Below are 17,547 nucleotides of genomic sequence, written 5' to 3' on the forward strand. Positions count from 1 at the left end.
CGACTGGGTCAGGAGGGCGGGCGGCCGGTGAGGCGGCCGGTCAAGGCGGCGGCGGCCGCTCGGACGGGGACGGCGAGGTCGGGCCAGGTCTCGGGCGGGTGGCGGTCGCGGCGGAACGTGAGCGCCACGGCGGCGGTGGGGTGCCCCGTGTGGTCGAACGCGCAGGCCGCGATGCTGGCGAAGCCCTCGGTGATGTAGCCGTCCTCGGACGACCAGCCGCGCCGCGCGTCCTCGGCGAGGACGCGGCGCAGCTCGCGCAGGGACGCCGGGCCGCGCCCGGTGCGGTTCACGAAGCGGCCGGGGAACAGGGCCCTGACCTGCGCGGGCGGCAGGTGCGCGAGCAGCGACAGGCCGCTCGCGGTGAGCTGGGCGGGCATCCGCACGCCGACGTCGGTGACGAGTGTCGCGTGCCGGGGCGGCTGCTCCTTCAGCAGGTAGAGGGTCTCCGCGCCGTGCAGGACGCCGAGCTGGGCAATCTCCCCGACGCCGTCGACGAGGCGGCGCAGCAGCGGCCGGGCGAGGCGTTCGAGCGGCTCGTGGCGCAGGTAGGCGGAGCCGATCTCGAAGGCGGCGACGCCGAGGCCCCAGCGGCGCTCCTCGGGGATGGCGGTGACGAAGCCGTCCTCGGCCATCGCGGTGAGCAGGTGGTAGGTGCTGGAGCGGGGCAGGTCCAGGGCGCGGGCGATCGCGGAGGCGGGCAGCGGGCCGGGCGCGGCGGCCAGCAGGCGCAGCACCGCCAGCGCGCGGCGGGCGGCCGGGACCTGGCTCATCCCCGAATTGTCTCGTATCCGAGACAGATCTGCCCGTCCGGGGCTGCCCCGGCCCGCACCGGGCGGGTGGAATCGTGGGTATGGGTTTCGTCATGGGAGACACGAGTGTTCGGGTCGGTCCGGATCCGCTGTCGTTCGAGCAGGTCGTGGCGGTGGCGCGGGACGGCGCGGCGGTCTCGCTGACGGACGAGGCGCTGACGCTGATCGGGGAGTCGCGGGCGCACATCGAGGAGCTGTCGGCGCGCCCGCTGCCGGTCTACGGGGTCTCGACGGGGTTCGGGGCGCTCGCGACCCGGCACATCCCGCCGGAGATGCGGGCGCAGCTGCAGCTCAACATCGTCCGTTCGCACGCCGCCGGGTCGGGCGCCGAGGTCGAGCGGGAGGTCGTCCGGGCGCTGATGCTGCTGCGCCTGCGCACCCTCGCGACCGGCCGGACGGGCGTGCAGCCCGTGACCGCGCGGACGCTGGCCGAGCTGCTGAACGCCGGGATCACCCCGCAGGTGTTCGAGCACGGGAGCCTCGGCTGCTCCGGCGACCTCGCGCCGCTCGCGCACGTCGCGCTCGCGTTGATCGGCGAGGGGCAGGTCCGGGACGCGGACGGCGAGCTGAAGCCCGCCGCCGAGGCGCTGGCCGAGAAGGGCATCACGCCGGTCAAGCTCGGCGCCAAGGAGGGCCTCGCCCTGCTGAACGGGACGGACGGCATGCTCGGCATGCTCGTCCTCGCCATCCGCGACCTGCACGGCCTGCTGACCGCCGCCGACGTCGCCGCCGCGATGTCGGTCGAGGCGCTGCTCGGCACCGACCGGGTGTTCGCCGCCGACCTGCAGGCGCTGCGGCCGCATCCGGGGCAGGGCGCCTCCGCCGCGAACCTGCGGGCCCTGCTGGACGCCTCCGAGATCATGGAGTCGCACCGCGGCCCCGACTGCACCCGCGTGCAGGACGCCTACTCGCTGCGCTGCTCGCCGCAGGTCAACGGCGCCGCCCGCGACACCCTCGCGCACGCCGAGCTGGTCGCCGGGCGGGAGCTGGCGTCCGCCGTCGACAACCCCGTGGTGCTGCCGGACGGCCGGGTCGAGTCGAACGGCAACTTCCACGGCGCGCCGATCGCCTACGTGCTGGACTTCCTCGCCGTCCCCACCGCGGACGTCGCGTCGATGTCCGAGCGGCGCACCGACCGGATGCTCGACAAGGGCCGCTCGTCCGGGCTGCCCGCGTTCCTCGCCGACGACCCCGGCGTCGACTCCGGCCACATGATCGCCCAGTACACGCAGGCCGCGATCGTCTCGGAGCTGAAGCGGCTCGCCGCCCCCGCGTCCGCCGACTCGATCCCGAGCTCGGCGATGCAGGAGGACCACGTGTCCATGGGCTGGAACTCCGCCCGCAAGCTGCGCCGCGCCGTCGACGGCCTGGCGCAGGTGATCGCGATCGAGATCCTCACCGCCGCGCGGGCGCTGGATCTGCGCAGCCCGCTGCGTCCGGGACCCGCGACCGCCGCCGTCGTCGCGAAGCTGCGGGAGGCCGTCCCGCCGCCCGGCCCGGACCGCTACCTCGCGCCCGAGATCGCCGCCGCGGCCGCCATGGTCCGGGACGGCTCGCTCGTCGCCGCCGCCGAATCCGTCACCGGCCCCCTCTCCTAAGGAGCCCGCACATGTCCGGTCCCCGTCCCGTCCGCGCGCCGCGCGGCACGAAGCTCACCGCCGCGAAGGGCTGGCCGCAGGAGGCCGCCCTCCGGATGATCCAGAACAACCTCGACCCGGAGGTGGCCGAGCACCCGGACGAGCTCGTCGTCTACGGCGGGTCGGGGCGGGCGGCCCGCAGCTGGGACGCCTTCGACGGCATCGTGCGGTCGCTCGCCGACCTGGAGGGCGACGAGACGCTGCTCGTCCAGTCGGGCAAGCCGGTCGGGATCTTCCGGACGCACGAGTGGGCGCCGCGCGTGCTGATCGCCAACTCCAACCTGGTGCCGCAGTGGGCGACCTGGGAGGAGTTCCGCCGGCTGGAGTCGCTCGGGCTGACGATGTTCGGGCAGATGACCGCCGGGTCGTGGATCTACATCGGCACGCAGGGCATCCTCCAGGGCACCTACGAGACGTTCGCGGCCGTCGCCGAGAAGCGGTTCGACGGGACGCTCGCCGGGACGATCACGCTGACCGCCGGGCTCGGCGGGATGGGCGGCGCGCAGCCGCTCGCCGTCACGATGAACGGCGGCGTCGCGATCTGCGTCGAGTGCGACCCGTCCCGCATCGAGCGGCGCGTCGAGCACCGGTACTGCGACGTGAAGGCCGACTCGCTCGACGACGCGCTGCGCCTCGCCGAGGAGGCGAGGGCGGCCCGCCGGCCGCTGTCGATCGCGGTGCTCGGCAACGCCGCCGACATCGTCCCCGAGCTGCTGCGGCGCGGCGCGCCGATCGACATCGTCACCGACCAGACCAGCGCGCACGACCCGCTGATGTACCTGCCGAGCGGTGTCGCCTTCGACGACATGGCCGCCGAGCGCGGCAAGGACCCCGACGGGTTCGTCGCCAAGGCCCGCGCGTCGATGGCGGCGCACGTCGAGGCGATGGTCGGGTTCCAGGACGCGGGCGCCGAGGTGTTCGACTACGGCAACTCGATCCGCGGCGAGGCGCAGCTCGCCGGCTACGCGCGCGCGTTCGAGTTCCCCGGGTTCGTCCCCGCCTACATCCGGCCGCTGTTCTGCGAGGGCAAGGGACCGTTCCGGTGGGCGGCGCTGTCCGGCGACCCGAAGGACATCGCCCGCACCGACAAGGCGATCCTCGACCTGTTCCCTGACAACGAGCCGCTGACCCGGTGGATCCGGATGGCGGGGGAGAAGGTTCACTTCCAGGGCCTGCCGTCGCGGATCTGCTGGCTCGGCTACGGCGAGCGCGACAGGGCCGGCGAGGTCTTCAACGACCTCGTCGCGCGCGGCGAGATCAGCGCGCCGATCGTGCTCGGCCGCGACCACCTCGACTGCGGCTCGGTCGCCAGCCCCTACCGGGAGACCGAGGGCATGAAGGACGGCTCGGACGCCATCGCCGACTGGCCGCTGCTGAACGCGCTGCTCAACACCTCGTCCGGCGCGACGTGGGTGTCCATCCACCACGGCGGCGGCGTCGGCATCGGCCGCTCGATCCACGCCGGGCAGGTCTGCGTCGCCGACGGGACGGCCCTCGCGGGCGAGAAGCTCCAGCGCGTCCTGACCAACGACCCCGGCACCGGCGTCATGCGGCACGTGGACGCCGGCTACGACCGCGCCGCCGAGGTCGCCGCCGAGCGCGGCGTCCGCATCCCGATGCAGCAGGGCTGATGAGCTTCGAGGAGATGTGGGCGGAGCTGCTGCCCATCGGGCGCGACGCGGCCACCGGCGGGTATCACCGGTTCGCGTGGACGCCGCCGGAGCTGGAGTGCCGCGCCTGGTTCGCCGGCGAGGCGCGCCGCCGCGGGATGCCGCTGGAGCACGACCGCAACGGAAACATGATCGCCTGGTGGCGCCCCGAGGACGGCACGCGCGACGGCGCCGTGCTCACCGGCAGCCATCTCGACTCGGTGCCCGGCGGCGGCGCGTTCGACGGGCCGCTCGGGATCGTGTCCGCGTTCGCCGCCGTCGACCTGCTGCGCGAGCGCGGCGCGGCCCCGCGCAGGCCCATCGGGATCGCGGCGTTCGCCGAGGAGGAGGGCGCCCGGTTCGGCGTCGCCTGCCTCGGGTCGCGGCTGCTGGCCGGCGCGATCGACCCCGCGCGGGCGCGGTCCCTCACCGACGCCGGCGGCCGCACGTTCGCCGAGGTGCTGCACGGCGCCGGGCTCGACCCGGAGGCGATCGGACCCGACGACGACCTGCTCGGACGCGTCGCCTGCTACGTCGAGCTGCACGTCGAGCAGGGCCGGGCGCTCACCGGGCCGGTCGGGGTGGCGAGCTCGATCGTCCCGCACGGGCGGTGGCGGTTCGGGTTCGCGGGCGAGGGCAACCACGCGGGGACGACCGCGCTCGCCGACCGCCGCGACCCGATGATCCCGTTCGCCGGGATGGTCCTCGCCGCCCGGGACGCCGCCGAGCGCAACGGGACCGTGGCGACGGTCGGGAAGGCCCGGATCGTCCCGGGCGGGGTGAACGCGATCGCGTCGTCCGTCACCGCCTGGCTCGACGCGCGCGGGCCCGCCGACGCCGCCGTGCGGAAGACCGTGGAGGAGGTCGGCGCGGCGGCGCGCGAGGCCGCCCGCCCCCACGGGGTGACCGTGGAGCTCGCGGAGGAGTCCTACACCGAGATCGTCGACTTCAACCTGGCCCTGCGCGACCGGGTGGTCAGGACGCTGGGCGGCGCGCCCGTCCTGCCGACCGGCGCCGGGCACGACGCGGGCGTCCTGTCGGCCCGGCTGCCCACCGCGATGCTGTTCGTCCGCAACCCCACCGGCGTGTCGCACGCGCCCGCCGAGCACGCCGAGACCGCCGACTGCCTCGCCGGAGTCGAGGCCCTCGCCGCGGTACTGGACGACCTGGCCCGCGGGTAGGGAACCCGATATGCAATGGCATGCCCAGTTCGCCTGGCTCGGAGACGGGGTGGCGGCGGACGTCCTGATCGAGGCCGACGGCGAACGGATCACGAGCCTGACGCGCGGCGTCCCGGCCCCGCCGCGCGCCCAGCACCTGCCCGGCCTGACCCTGCCGGGCCTCGCGAACGCGCACTCGCACGCGTTCCACCGCGCGCTCCGCTCCCGCGTCCAGACGAACAGGGGGACGTTCTGGACGTGGCGCGAGCAGATGTACCAGGTCGCCGACCGCCTCGACCCCGACTCCTACCGGGCGCTCGCCCGGGCCGTGTACGCCGAGATGGCGCTCGCCGGGATCAGCTGCGTCGGCGAGTTCCACTACCTGCACCACCGCCCCGGCGGCGCCCCCTACGACGCGCCGAACGCGATGGGCGAGGCGCTGATCGCCGCAGCCGCCGACGCGGGCATCCGGATCACGCTGCTGGACACCTGCTACCTCACCGGCGGCATCGGGCAGCCCCTCAAGGGCCCGCAACTGCGGTTCGGCGACGGCACCGCCGGGAACTGGGCCCGCCGCGTCGACACCCTCTACGAGCAGACGGACAAGGCGGGCCGGCTGCACGCCCGCGTCGGCGCCGCGATCCACTCGGTCCGCGCCGTCCCGCGCGAGCAGGTGCGGGCCGTCGCGTCCTGGGCGAAGGAGCACCGGGCGCCGCTGCACGTCCACCTGTCCGAGCAGCCCGCCGAGAACACCGCGTGCCTCGACGCCTACGGCGTGACGCCCGCGCGCCTCCTCGCCGAGGCGGGCGCCCTCGGCCCGCTCAGCACCGCCGTCCACGCCACCCACCTCACCGGCGACGACATCGGCCTGCTCGGCGCCACCACGACCGGCGTGTGCATGTGCCCGACCACCGAACGCGACCTCGCCGACGGCATCGGCCCCGCCCGCGGCCTCGCCGACGCCGGGGCCCCGATCTGCCTCGGCTCCGACCAGCACGCCGTCGTCGACCTGTTCGAGGAGGCCCGCGCCGTCGAGCTCGACGAGCGGCTCCGCACCCGCGTCCGCGGCCACTGGACCGCCGGCGAGCTGCTCGCCGCCGCCACGTCCAACGGCCACTACGCGCTCGGCTGGCCCGAGGCCGGCCGCCTCGAACCCGGCGCCTACGCCGACCTCGTCACCGTCGCGCTCGACTCCGTCCGCACCGCGGGCGCCGGTCCCGCGCACGCCGCCGAGGCCGCCGTCTTCGCCGCCACCGCCGCCGACGTCCGCCACGTCGTCGTGTCCGGCCGCCAGATCGTGCACGACGGCCGCCACCTGCTGGTCGACGACGTGCCCGGCGCGCTGGCCGCCGCCGTCGAGTCCGCCACCCGCGAGGAGCCCGGTTGAGCACCGCCATCATCGACATCGGGGAACTGGTCACCAACGACCCCGGCCGGGGCGACGGGCCGCTCGGCATCGTCCGGGACGCCGCGCTGGTGATCGAGGACGGCGCCGTCGCCTGGACCGGCCCCGCGTCCGGCGTCCCCGCCGCCGACGAGGTCTTCGACGCCGCCGGGCGCGCCGTCCTGCCCGGCTTCGTGGACTCCCACGCCCACCTCGTCTTCGCCGGCGAGCGCGCCGAGGAGTTCGCCGCCCGGATGAGCGGGCGCCCCTACGCCGCCGGAGGCATCCGCACCACCGTCGAACGCACCCGCGCCGCGTCCGACGACGCCCTGCGCGCCAACCTCCGCCGCCTGGTCGCCGAGATGGCCCGGCAGGGGACGACCACCGTCGAGTGCAAGTCCGGCTACGGCCTCACGGTCGACCAGGAGGAGCGCGCCGTCCGCATCGCCGCGGAGATCGCCGACGAGGTCACCTACCTGGGCGCCCACGTCGTCCCGTCCGAGTACCGCGACGACGCCGCCGCCTACACGCGCCTGGCCGCGACCGACATGCTCGCCGCCTGCGCGCCGCATGCCCGCTGGGTGGACGTGTTCTGCGAGCGGGGCGCGTTCGACGCCGACCAGGCCCGCGAGGTCCTGCGGGCCGGGATCAAGGCCGGGCTCATGCCCCGGCTGCACGCCAACCAGCTCGGCGAGGGGCCGGGCGTGCGCCTCGCCGTCGAGCTCGACGCCGCGTCCGCCGACCACTGCACCTTCCTCGGCGACGCCGACGTGGACGCGCTCGCCTCGTCCCGCACCGTCGCGACCCTGCTTCCCGGCGTCGAGTTCTCCACCCGCCAGCCCTACCCGGACGCCCGCAGCCTCCTGGACGCCGGTGCCACCGTCGCCCTCGCCACCGACTGCAACCCCGGCTCCTGCTACAGCTCCAGCATGGCCTTCTGTATCGCCGTGGCTGTCCGCGACATGCACATGACCCCGGCCGAAGCCGTCTGGTCCGCCACGGCGGGCGGCGCCCGCGCCCTGCGGCGCACCGACGTCGGCCACCTGGCCGTCGGCGCGCGCGCGGACGTCCACGTGCTGGACGCGCCGTCGTACATCCACCTCGCCTACCGTCCCGGCGTGCCCCAGACCCACGCCGTCTGGAAGCGGGGCCGCCGGGTGGACGCCCACGGGTGACCGGCCGGTGCCCGCCTCGCGGCGGCGTCAGGACAGGGCGAGGTAGCGGCGGTTGACCCTGATGAGGGGTTGCCGGTCGCGGGCGATGTAGTCCGTGGCGAGGACTTCGGCGGCGAACAGCATGTGGTCACCGGCCTCGACGCACTGGCGCGTCTCGCATTCGAGGGCCGTGAGGCCCGATTCGAGGACGAGGGCGCCGGAGTGCTCGCCGCGATGGTGCGGCTCGGCGGCGAGCAGCAGGCGGGCGCTCGGACGCCCCTCGGCGGCGAAGCGCCCGGCGAGCGCGCGCTGGCCCGCGCCGAGGACCGTCGCGGCCCACCGGTCGGTGCGGGCCAGCACCTCCGCCAGGTACGACGAGGACGCCACGCCGGCCAGCACCATCGGCGGCTCCAGCGACACCGACATGAACGAGGTCACCGTCGTGCCGAGGTCGTCGCGGCCGTCCCTGACGGTCAGCACGACGACCCCCGTGGCGAACCCCGCGACCGCCTCGACGAACGCCTGTTCACCCCGACCAACCGACACCCGACCCGCCTCCCCGACCAACCGACACCCGACCGACCTCCCGGCCTCCCGTGTCAGCGGATCTCCCAGGAGCCGGGCAGGGTCAGCGGGCCGGCGGACGGGAGGCCGAGGCGGGCCGCGAGGCCGCCGAGCGAGCCCCAGCCGTCGAACCGGGCGGACGCGGCGGTGCGGTCCTCGCTGGACTCCGGCGGGCGCAGCCGCTCCAGCGGCGAGGCGTGCGGGTAGGAGCGGACGGGCGCGTCGGCGGGCAGCCCGGCCTTCTTGCGGGCCAGGTCGAGCGCGCCGTCGAGGCCGCCCAGCTCGTCGACCAGGCCGTGGTCGCGGGCGTCGGCGCCGGTCCAGACCCGGCCGCGGGCCAGCTCGTGGACGCGCTCGCGGGACAGCCCGCGGCCCTCGGCGACCTTCGCGGTGAAGTCCTCGTAGATCGTGTCGAGGGACGCGTTGATCCGCTCCCACTCGGAGTCGCTGAAGTCCTTGGTGGCGCTGAACATGCGGGCGTGCTCGCCGTCGGCGACCGAGCCGAGGCCGATGCCGACGCGCTCCAGCAGGTCGTTCACGACGGCCTTGCCGACGACGACGCCGATCGAGCCGGTGATGGTGCCGGGCTGCGCGACGATCGTGTCGGCGGCCATCGAGACGTAGTAGCCGCCGGACGCGGCGACGTTCCCCATCGAGACGACCACCGGCTTGCCGGCGCGGCGGGCGAGGACGACCTCGCGCCAGATCGCGTCGGACGCGACGGCGGACCCGCCGGGGCTGTTGACGCGGAAGACGATCGCCTTGACCCGGTCGTCCTTGACGGCGGCGCGGAACGCGGCTCCGACGGTGTCGGAGCCCATCGCGGGGCCGGAGTTGGGCAGCGGGCCGCCGCGGCCGGAGCGGCCGAGCCGGATCGGGCCCTGCCCGTTGATCAGCGCGACGACGTCTTGGCGGCCCGGCTGCGGGATGCGGCGCGCGAGGCCGTGCGTGCGGTTGTAGCGGGAGACGTAGCGGAGCTGCGCGTCAGCGCCGACCTCCTTGCGCAGGAAGGCGTAGACCTCGTCGCGGTAGCCGAGGTGGTCGACGAGGCCCTCCTCCAGCGCCTCGCCGGCGAGCAGCGGCCCGCGGTCGGTGAGGTCGCGGACCTTGTCCTCGGGCAGGTCCCGGGCGGCGGCGATGCCCGCCGTGATCTGCTCGCCGAGGGACGTGACGAGCCGCCGCGACGACTCCTCGTGCTCGGGCGTGTACGCCTTCTCCATGAAGGTGTTCGCCATGGTCTTGTACTCGTAGCGCTTGGCGAACCGGGGCCGCACGCCCGCCTTCTCCAGCGCGCCCGCGAAGAACGGCTCCTCCAGCGCCACGCCGGTCAGCCCGACCTCCCCGGTCGGCTGCAGGTACACCTTGTCGAACCCGGTCGCGAGGTAGAACGGGACGGTGCCGTGGCCGCCCTCGCCGAACGTCTCGGCCCAGGCGACGGTGAGCTTGCCGGCCTCCCGCAGCGCCCCGACGGCCTCGCGCAGCTCCTGGGCGAGCGCCAGCCCGACGCCGCCGGTCACCTTCACCACCAGCGCCTTCACCCGGTGGTCGGACCGGGCGCGGCGCAGCCCGTCGAGCACGTCGCGCAGGTTCGTCCGGCGCATGGACATGATCGCCGAGATCGGGTCCGCGGGCGCGGTCTCCACGATCCCCTCGGTGAGGTCCAGCTCCAGGATCAGCGGTGCCGTCCGCCGGTCCCGGGCCTGCTTGATGACGTTGACGACGGTTCCGGGATCCACCATGGCCCCAGCCTATGCGTTCGCTCGCGGGCGGCCGGTCCGCCCCGGGTCCCGCGCATCCTCCGCCCCGAGAAGGAGGGGCGTCCCTACTTGCGTGCGAGGGGCTACTTGCGCGCGAGGGCCCTACTTGCGGGCGAAGGCCCTGTTGGGCAGGACGCTGGCGGACGCCTGCGCGACGGGGCGGCCCTGCGCGTCGCTGATCAGGGCGTTGGCGACCATGCGGGTGCTGCCGGGGTGCACGCACGTCCCGGTGACCGTGTAGGTCTCGCCGGCCCGGACGCCGCGCAGGTAGTCGACGTTGAGGTTGAGGGTGAGCATCGGCATGAAGTGCTCGCAGGTGCTGCTGCCCGCGAGGCAGACGGCGTTGTCGAGGATCATGGCGATGTAGCCGCCGTGCACGGTCCCGCCCGGGTTGCACAGCTTCTCGGCGGGCGTCCAGGCGATGTCGACGCGGCCGGGCTCGGCGGACGTGATGACCTGCCCGATGTGGTCGTTGATGTCGGAGATCTGCGGGAACCGGCCGTCGGCCATGGCCTGGATCAGCTCGGCGCCCGTCAGGGTGTCCCACATCCGCGCGGTCTCCTCGAAGGCCGCCGGTCCCGTCTCGACGCTCAACTCGTGCTCCCTGATCATGCGGTGTCTCGCACCGAATGGTATTCGGAGCGCCTTGCGGGCGGCACTGTGCCCTTCGTCACCGGCCCGTTCAGCCGACCTTGCGGAGCGTCCCGGACGTGGTGCCGATGCCGGTCGAGGTGTACTGCAGCCCGCCGGGCACCCGCGTCAGCGACACCGGGCCGCCCGTGCAGAACCTGTCGGCGCCGGTGCTGGTCAGGGCCGTCTCGTCGAAGTCGACCTTCGATCCGGACACGGCGGAGACCGTCAGCCGGGTCCGGCAGCCCCACTGGTCGTACTCGGCCGTCCCGCCGTCGCTCCCGCCGGCCAGGCGCATCGTCACCTTGGTGCCGGTGTCGCCCAGGGTGATGCCGCCCTTCTGCGTCAGCTCGCCCTCCCACGTCCCGCCGAACGCCGCGGGCACCGATCGGCCGCCGCCCGTCCCGCCGCCGCTTCCGCCACCGGACGGGGACGAGGACCGCCCGCTCGGGGCCGGTGAGCGCTGGGACGCCGTGGTGGACGGCTTGTCGCCGCCCCCGCCCCTGTTCAGCAGGAGGACGGCCGTCGCGCACGCGATGGCGAGGACGACGGCGGCGGCCGCCCCGACGATGACACGGGTGCTCCCGCCTCCGCGGCCACCGCGCCCGTCGCTCCCACCGGACCCGTCGCCGGCCGGAGGCGGCGGCCCCGGGACCGGCGGCCGCCGGTGCGGCTGCGTGAGGTTCCGCGACGGGGACGGATCCGTCGCCGGGCCGAACGGCGACGGGCCCCCGGGGTGGTCCGGGCCGGGCGCGGGCGGGACCGGCACCGGAGGCCCCGGATAGGGCGCCTGCGGCCGGGTGATGTCGGCCGCGGGACGCGAGGTGGGGTCGATCAGCCGCATCGCGAGGTCGCGGGAGGACGGGCGGCGGTCCGGCTCCTTGGCGAGGCACTCGGAGAGCAGCGGGCGCAGCGCGTCCGGCACCCCGGTGAGGTCGGGGTCGGCGGTGGCGATCCGGTGCATCATCGCCTCGACCGTCGTCCCGCCGCCGAACGGCGGCCGCCCGGTCGCCGCGAACACCATGGTCCCGGCCCACGCGAACACGTCCGACTTCACCGTCGGCGGCACGTCGCGCAGCCACTCGGGGGCGAAGTAGGCGGGGGTCCCGACCATCTGCGTGCGGGTCTCGGCGTCGATCGCGCGGGCGATGCCGAAGTCGACGACGCGGGGCCCGTCCGGGCCGAGGAGCACGTTCGCGGGCTTGAGGTCGCGGTGCACGATCCCGGCGGCGTGGATGGCGGCCAGCGCGCTCGCGGTGTTCACCGCCAGCCGCTGGAGGTCGCCGCCGCGCAGCGGACCGCCCTCGGCGACGCGCTCCTGCAGGGACGGCCCGTCGACGAACTCGCTGGCGACGTAGGGGAGCGGCCCCTCGGCGGACGAGTCGAGGACCGCGGCGGTGGCGAACGGCGCGACCCGCCGCGCCGCGGCCATCTCCCGCGCGAACCGCTCGCGGGCCCGCGCGTCGGCGTGCTTGAGGACCTTCACGGCGGCGCGCTCCCCGGACGGCCCCTCGCCGAGGTAGACGACGCCCTGCCCGCCCTCGCCGAGCCGTCCCGTCAGCCGGTAGCGGCCGATCTCGCGGGGATCGTCGGGGACGAGGGGCAGAGCGGGCATCTTCGGCTTCCTCCGGCATGGGGGACCTGCGTCGGCCCCCCGAACGACGGCACCACCGTACTTCGGTCACGAGCGGATATCGTCGGCTCATGGGCGATGGGGACGGCTGGGCCGATTGCGACCAGGGGCACACGCACTGGGGACGGTACGGCGCGGCGGGGCTGCTGGCCTACCACCGCGACGCGGAAGGCCGGATGTGGATCCTGTTGCAGCAGCGCGCCTGGTGGGGTCTCGGCGGCGGCACGTGGGGGATGTTCGGCGGCGCCACGCACAGCCATGAGGACGGGGTGACGGGCGCCCTGCGGGAGACGAGCGAGGAGTGCACGCTCGACACCGGGCTCGTGCGCGTGCGCGGCACCCGCGTCGAGGACCACGGCGGCTGGGCGTTCACGTCCGTGATCGGGGCGCTCGACGAGAAGGTGCCCGTGAAGCCCGCGTCGCGGGAGACGCGCCGCGCCGAGTGGGTCCCGGTGGACGAGGTCCAGGACCGCAAGCTGTTCGCGCCGTTCGAGCGGTCGTGGCCGCTGCTGCGGGACGCGACGAAGGGCCTGGTGCTCGTCGTGGACGGCGCGAACGTCGTCGGCTCCCGGCCGGACGGCTGGTGGAAGGACCGGGCGGGCGCCAACGCCCGGCTGCGCGACTCGCTGAAGGTCCTCGCCGAGGGCGTCGGCGGGCTGCCGCCCGGCCTCGTCCCGTTCGACACCTGCTTCCCGGAGGTCGTGCTGGTCGTCGAGGGCGCGGCGCGGACGGTGGCGGACGAGCCGGCGGACGGCGTCCGGGTCGTGGCGGCGCCGGGCAGCGGCGACGACCACATCGTCGGCCTCGTCGGCAGGCCGGAGCCCGACACCGAGTACCTGGTCGTGACCGCGGACCGGGAGCTGCGGGCCCGCTGCGAGGAGGCCGGCGCGCACGTCACCGGCCCCCGCTGGCTCATCGACCGGATCGAGCGTCGCTGACGCGGTGGCCCGCGTCGCGCAGGGCCTGCGTCGCGTCCTTCAGCCGGTGGTCGGGGACCAGGACGAGGTCGGCGTGGTAGGTGGACGCGACGAACACCGGCACCCCGGCGTCGGCGAGCGGGCCGACGACCGCGGCGAGCATGCCGGGCAGGTCCAGGCCGTGGCCGGCGTCGCCGTAGAAGCCGACCCAGCGCTCCGCCTCGGTGAACGGCGACGCCTCCCGGACGACGGTGAGGCCCTCGGGGGCGCGGACCAGCGCGATCCACTCGTCGTCCTCGGGGAACGTCGCGTTCGGCAGATGCTCGACCAGGAACTCGGACGGGACGAGGTGCAGGTGCTGCGCGGCGCTCATGGCGCCACCCTAGTTCCCGGTCACTCCGGGACGAGCCACACGGCGCCGAGCGGCGGGACCCGCATCACCGCGGACGCCTCCAGGCCGTGCCAGGGCTCGGCGGTCGCCTCGACGCGCCCGAGGTTCCCCACGCCGCTGCCGCCGTACTCGTAGCCGTCGGTGTTGAGGACCTCCCGCCAGCCGCCCGTCTTCGGCAGGCCGACGCGGTAGTCCTCGTGCGGGTTGCCGGCGAAGTTGACGACGCAGGCCATCACGGGGGCCTCACCGCCGTCTTCGGACGTCCCGTACCGCAGGTAGGAGAGGGTGTTGCCGCCCGCGTCGTTGCCGTCGATCCAGCGGAACCCGTCGTGCTCGTTGTCGCGCGACCACAGCGCGGGTTCCGCGCGGTAGGCGTGGTTGAGCTGGCGGACGAGCTTCTGTAGCCCGACGTGCAGCGCGCCTTCGGCGGCGTTGTCCAGCAGCCACCAGTCGAGCGGGCGCTGCTCCGCCCATTCGGCGCCCTGCCCGAACTCCTGGCCCATGAACAGCAGCTGCTTGCCGGGATGCGACCACATGTAGGCGAGCAGGGCCCGCAGCCCGGCGAACTGCTGCCAGGTGTCGCCGGGCATCTTGCTGAGCAGCGACCCCTTCCCGTGGACGACCTCGTCGTGCGAGAGCGGCAGGACGTAGTTCTCCGAGAACGCGTACACCAGCGAGAACGTGATCTCGTTGTGGTGGTAGTTCCGGAACACGGGCTCGTGCCGGAGGTACTCCAGGGTGTCGTGCATCCAGCCCATGTTCCACTTGAACCCGAAGCCGAGGCCGCCGAGATGGGTGGGGCGGGACACGCCGGGCCAGGCCGTCGACTCCTCCGCGACCGTGAGGACGCCGGGGTTGCGCTTGTAGACCGTCGCGTTCATCTCCTGGAGGAACGAGATGGCCTCCAGGTTCTCGCGGCCGCCGTAGACGTTCGGCGTCCACTCGCCCTCGTTGCGCGAGTAGTCCAGGTACAGCATCGAGGCGACCGCGTCCACGCGGAGCCCGTCGATGTGGAACTCCTCGATCCAGAACGACGCGTTGGCCACCAGGAAGTTGCGGACCTCGGCGCGCCCGAAGTTGAACACCAGCGTGCCCCAGTCGGGATGCTCGCCGCGGGTCGGGTCCTCGTGCTCGTAGAGCGCGGTGCCGTCGAAGCGCGCCAGCGCCCATTCGTCCTTGGGGAAGTGCGCGGGCACCCAGTCGATGATGACGCCGATACCGGCCTGGTGCAGCTTGTCGACGAGGTAGCGGAAGTCGTCCGGGGTGCCGAAGCGGGACGTCGGCGCGTAGTAGGACGTCACCTGGTAGCCCCAGGACGGGCCATAGGGGTGCTCCGCCACCGGCAGGAACTCCACATGGGTGAACCCCATGTCCTTCACGTACGAGGTCAGTTCCTCCGCCAGCTCCCGGTAGCCGAGCCCGGGACGCCACGAGCCGAGGTGCACCTCGTACACGCTCATCGGCTCGTGCACCCACTCGTGCTCCTTACGGCCGTCCATCCACTCGCCGTCGGCCCACTCGTAGGCCGAGGTGTAGATGCGCGACGCCGTCGCCGGGGGGTGTTCGGTGTGCTGCGCCATGGGGTCGGCCTTGCTGCGCCATTGGCCGTCCGCGCCGAGGATCTCGAACTTGTAGCGCATGCCGTCGCCGACGCCCGGGACGAACAGCTCCCAGACCCCGGTGGATCCGAGCGACCGCATGGGGTGGGCGCGGCCGTCCCAGTGGTTGAAGTCGCCGACCACGCGCACGCCGCGCGCCGTCGGCGCCCACACCGCGAACCCCGTCCCGGACACCGGCCCGAACGCGGACGCGTACGTCCGCACGCGCGCGCCCAGCGCCCGCCAGAGTTCCTCGTGCCGGCCCTCGCTGATCAGGTGCAGGTCCAGCTCGCCGAGCGTCGGCAGGTGCCGGTACGGGTCGTCCTGCACGGTCTCGATGCCGTCCCCGTACGTCACGGCCAGCCGGTAGTCGGGGACCGCGAGGGGCGCCTTGTCCGCGTCGTCGCCGGCCAGCGACGCCGACGCCGGCAGCGTCCCGGCGAACACGCCCTCGTGGAAGTGCCGCAGCGGGTGCCGGTCCCCGTTCGGCAGGACGACCTCGACCTTCTCCGCGAGCGGGCGCAGCGCCCTGACGGTCACCCCGTCACGGCCGGGATGCGCCCCGAGGACTCCGTGCGGATCGTGGTGGTCGCCGCCGACGAGCCGGTCGATCTCCGCGCGCGTCACCCGTGCCATGTCGTCATGGCCTCCTCGCCTGGGGTCCGGGGTCCGGGGGGTCCCCGGGAACAACACTGATGCCGTTTCCCTGTAGGAGTGCCCCGAGATCAGCCGAACTCACATGGCGAAAGGAGCTGTTTCACCGGAGATGGCGGTCCGCTCGCCGCGCCGGGAGATGTGCGACCGCACGGACGACACGACACTTTGTCAGGGGTCGCGCCGATTGCGTCGTCCATGCGGTCACGTCTACCTCGCCCCAGGGGTGACACCGACCCCGCCGCCCTGGGCTCCATTCCTGTGTCACCTGAGCGACACAGGTACCTTCCGTACCGGAGCCTTCCGGCCCGGTCCGCCCCCGCCTGCGGACCGGGCCGCGCCGCTCCCCGCGACGTCCCATCGCGGCCGCCTCAGCCGTCCCCGCGCGCCTGCTCGAGCAGCAGCTCGCGCAGGCCCGCCGGATCGTCCGCGGCCACCGTCATCGCACATCCCGCCTGCAGCTGCGCGTCGGTCAGATCGCCGCTCCGGGTGGCGTACCAGCGTCCGGCGTCGCTCCGCCAGACCTGCCAGCCCGGGAACTCCCCCTCGATGGCCGTCTTCAGATCCTCGAAGTCCCCCATCAAGGTCGTCCTTTCCCCGAGGCGGCTCTTCTGTATACAAAAGTCTTACTCGGTCTAAGAGGTGTCAAGCTGTCCGTAAGCGGACCATGCCCCCGCGGATAGCAGCCCGCTGGATATGAGTGACGGAGAGGAGGGGGCGAAATCGAACACCGCGTCGATTGACCGGGGGCGCGCCTGAACGAAGGGGAGGTGACGCCGGTGCCGGACCGTCCCGCCTACCTGCGCATCGCCGACACGCTGCGAGAGGGGATCCGGGACGGCAGCCTTCCGCCGGGGACCCGGCTGCCGACCATGGCGGAGCTGTGCGCCGCCCACGGCGTCTCGGAGATCGTCGTGCGCCAGGCCGTCGCGCTGCTCCGCACCGAGGGGCTCGTCGAGACGCGCCGCGGCGGCGGCACCGTGGTCCGGGTCGTGCCGCCCGCCCGCCGGGTCGCGATGGAGCGCTACCGCGCGGTGACCAGGCCGCTCGCGGTGCCCGAGACCACCTTCACCCGCGACCAGAAGATCAGCTGGCAGGAGTACCGGCTCGACAAGGAGTTCACCCGTGTGCGCGCGGACGACGACCTCGGCGCGCTCTTCGAACTGCCCACCGGCACCGAGCTGCTGCGGCGCCGGTTCGTCTTCTACGCCCGCGGCGAGCCGCAGCAGATCTCGGTCAACTACCTGCCGTGGGACCTCGTCGGCGGCACCCCCGTCGCCGACCCGGAGCGCGAGCCGTGGCCCGGCGGCACGCTCGCGCAGCTGGCCTACCTCGGCCACCCGCCGACCCGCGTCGAGGAGGCCGTCCGCTCCCGCATGCCGACCCCCGAGGAGGTGGAGGCGCTCCGGATGGGCGGCGGCGTGCCCGTCATCGCCATCACCCGCCGGATGCTGTCGCGCGCCTCCGTCATGGAGGTCTGCCGCGACATCGTGCTCCCCGCCGACCGCGTCGTCCTCGACTACTCCATCGACCTCTAGACCCTCGACCGGCGGCAGGGCGGCGGGGGGGGGGGGGGGCCGGGCCCCGGCCGCCGCGACGGGGTCGGGTGG

Annotated in this window: 15 protein-coding genes; 7 read left to right on the forward strand and 8 right to left on the reverse strand. The window is 74.3% G+C overall.

The window, feature by feature from the left end; all coding sequences use genetic code 11:
• Positions 1-8: 8 nt before the first annotated feature.
• Positions 9-770, reverse strand: coding sequence for an IclR family transcriptional regulator (locus ABT299_RS29155; RefSeq protein WP_500252646.1), 762 nt, complete (start codon positions 768-770; stop codon positions 9-11).
• Between the two features lie 92 nt (positions 771-862).
• On the opposite strand from ABT299_RS29155, the gene hutH reads away from it, so the two are divergent.
• The 5 genes from hutH to hutI are packed head-to-tail and all read left to right on the forward strand — an operon-like array spanning position 863 to position 7,814.
• Positions 863-2,407 (forward strand): histidine ammonia-lyase, encoded by a 1,545-nt coding sequence (gene hutH, locus ABT299_RS29160; protein WP_387032706.1) that lies wholly within the window; start codon positions 863-865, stop codon positions 2,405-2,407.
• Positions 2,408-2,418: 11 nt separating this feature from the next.
• The gene (hutU, locus tag ABT299_RS29165; RefSeq protein ID WP_387032708.1) at positions 2,419-4,077 is read left to right on the forward strand and encodes a urocanate hydratase; all 1,659 of its coding nucleotides are present in this window, start codon (positions 2,419-2,421) and stop codon (positions 4,075-4,077) included.
• On the forward strand, positions 4,077-5,276 hold the full coding sequence (locus ABT299_RS29170; protein WP_500252647.1) for an allantoate amidohydrolase: 1,200 nt from the start codon (positions 4,077-4,079) through the stop codon (positions 5,274-5,276). Before hutU ends, ABT299_RS29170 begins: the two co-directional genes overlap by 1 nt.
• 10 nt (positions 5,277-5,286) lie before the next feature.
• Positions 5,287-6,642, forward strand: coding sequence for a formimidoylglutamate deiminase (locus ABT299_RS29175; protein WP_206699780.1), 1,356 nt, complete (start codon positions 5,287-5,289; stop codon positions 6,640-6,642).
• Positions 6,639-7,814, forward strand: coding sequence for an imidazolonepropionase (hutI, locus tag ABT299_RS29180; RefSeq protein ID WP_500252648.1), 1,176 nt, complete (start codon positions 6,639-6,641; stop codon positions 7,812-7,814). Before ABT299_RS29175 ends, hutI begins: the two co-directional genes overlap by 4 nt.
• A gap of 27 nt (positions 7,815-7,841) precedes the next feature.
• Here the strand turns inward: hutI and ABT299_RS29185 are convergent, their stop codons facing one another.
• The 4 genes from ABT299_RS29185 to ABT299_RS29200 all read right to left on the reverse strand — a co-directional run bounded on the left by ABT299_RS29185 (position 7,842) and on the right by ABT299_RS29200 (position 12,359).
• The gene (locus ABT299_RS29185; protein ID WP_500252649.1) at positions 7,842-8,339 is read right to left on the reverse strand and encodes a flavin reductase family protein; all 498 of its coding nucleotides are present in this window, start codon (positions 8,337-8,339) and stop codon (positions 7,842-7,844) included.
• Between the two features lie 53 nt (positions 8,340-8,392).
• Positions 8,393-10,096 (reverse strand): signal peptide peptidase SppA, encoded by a 1,704-nt coding sequence (gene sppA, locus ABT299_RS29190; RefSeq protein WP_190852255.1) that lies wholly within the window; start codon positions 10,094-10,096, stop codon positions 8,393-8,395.
• A 120-nt stretch (positions 10,097-10,216) separates the two neighbouring features.
• Positions 10,217-10,708, reverse strand: coding sequence for a PaaI family thioesterase (locus ABT299_RS29195; RefSeq protein ID WP_387032717.1), 492 nt, complete (start codon positions 10,706-10,708; stop codon positions 10,217-10,219).
• Between the two features lie 88 nt (positions 10,709-10,796).
• A complete protein-coding gene (locus tag ABT299_RS29200; RefSeq protein WP_500252650.1) occupies positions 10,797-12,359 on the reverse strand; it encodes a serine/threonine-protein kinase in 1,563 nt (520 codons plus the stop codon).
• An 89-nt stretch (positions 12,360-12,448) separates the two neighbouring features.
• Between ABT299_RS29200 and ABT299_RS29205 the strand changes: the two genes are divergently transcribed.
• Entirely contained in the window at positions 12,449-13,315 is an 867-nt protein-coding gene (locus ABT299_RS29205) for an NUDIX domain-containing protein (RefSeq protein WP_387032720.1), read from the forward strand.
• Here ABT299_RS29205 and ABT299_RS29210 read toward each other — a convergent pair.
• The 3 genes from ABT299_RS29210 to ABT299_RS29220 form a co-directional block, all read right to left on the reverse strand.
• The gene (locus ABT299_RS29210) at positions 13,290-13,667 is read right to left on the reverse strand and encodes an ACT domain-containing protein (protein WP_190852247.1); all 378 of its coding nucleotides are present in this window, start codon (positions 13,665-13,667) and stop codon (positions 13,290-13,292) included. The genes ABT299_RS29205 and ABT299_RS29210 overlap by 26 nt on opposite strands.
• A gap of 20 nt (positions 13,668-13,687) precedes the next feature.
• Entirely contained in the window at positions 13,688-15,919 is a 2,232-nt protein-coding gene (glgB, locus tag ABT299_RS29215; protein ID WP_500252651.1) for a 1,4-alpha-glucan branching protein GlgB, read from the reverse strand.
• A 389-nt stretch (positions 15,920-16,308) separates the two neighbouring features.
• Complete coding sequence (locus tag ABT299_RS29220) at positions 16,309-16,518, reverse strand: hypothetical protein (RefSeq protein WP_151540147.1); 210 nt, start codon at positions 16,516-16,518, stop codon at positions 16,309-16,311.
• Positions 16,519-16,716: 198 nt separating this feature from the next.
• Between ABT299_RS29220 and ABT299_RS29225 the strand changes: the two genes are divergently transcribed.
• Positions 16,717-17,475, forward strand: coding sequence for a GntR family transcriptional regulator (locus ABT299_RS29225; protein ID WP_387032725.1), 759 nt, complete (start codon positions 16,717-16,719; stop codon positions 17,473-17,475).
• The last annotated feature ends 72 nt before the right edge of the window (positions 17,476-17,547 follow it).

Origin of the sequence: Spirillospora sp. NPDC000708, from assembly GCF_040299565.1 — a bacterium.
In the GTDB taxonomy this organism is placed as follows: domain Bacteria; phylum Actinomycetota; class Actinomycetes; order Streptosporangiales; family Streptosporangiaceae; genus Spirillospora.

Bases quoted from the DNA above. Each gene is read 5' to 3' on its own strand.
- ABT299_RS29155 (WP_500252646.1), bottom strand. From the start codon at position 770: ATGAGCCAGGTCCCGGCCGCCCGCCGCGCGCTGGCGGTGCTGCGCCTG.
- hutH (WP_387032706.1), top strand. From the start codon at position 863: ATGGGAGACACGAGTGTTCGGGTCGGTCCGGATCCGCTGTCGTTCGAG.
- hutU (WP_387032708.1), top strand. From the start codon at position 2,419: ATGTCCGGTCCCCGTCCCGTCCGCGCGCCGCGCGGCACGAAGCTCACC.
- ABT299_RS29170 (WP_500252647.1), top strand. From the start codon at position 4,077: ATGAGCTTCGAGGAGATGTGGGCGGAGCTGCTGCCCATCGGGCGCGAC.
- ABT299_RS29175 (WP_206699780.1), top strand. From the start codon at position 5,287: ATGCAATGGCATGCCCAGTTCGCCTGGCTCGGAGACGGGGTGGCGGCG.
- sppA (WP_190852255.1), bottom strand. From the start codon at position 10,096: ATGGTGGATCCCGGAACCGTCGTCAACGTCATCAAGCAGGCCCGGGAC.
- ABT299_RS29200 (WP_500252650.1), bottom strand. From the start codon at position 12,359: ATGCCCGCTCTGCCCCTCGTCCCCGACGATCCCCGCGAGATCGGCCGC.
- ABT299_RS29205 (WP_387032720.1), top strand. From the start codon at position 12,449: ATGGGCGATGGGGACGGCTGGGCCGATTGCGACCAGGGGCACACGCAC.
- ABT299_RS29210 (WP_190852247.1), bottom strand. From the start codon at position 13,667: ATGAGCGCCGCGCAGCACCTGCACCTCGTCCCGTCCGAGTTCCTGGTC.
- glgB (WP_500252651.1), bottom strand. From the start codon at position 15,919: ATGGCACGGGTGACGCGCGCGGAGATCGACCGGCTCGTCGGCGGCGAC.
- ABT299_RS29220 (WP_151540147.1), bottom strand. From the start codon at position 16,518: ATGGGGGACTTCGAGGATCTGAAGACGGCCATCGAGGGGGAGTTCCCG.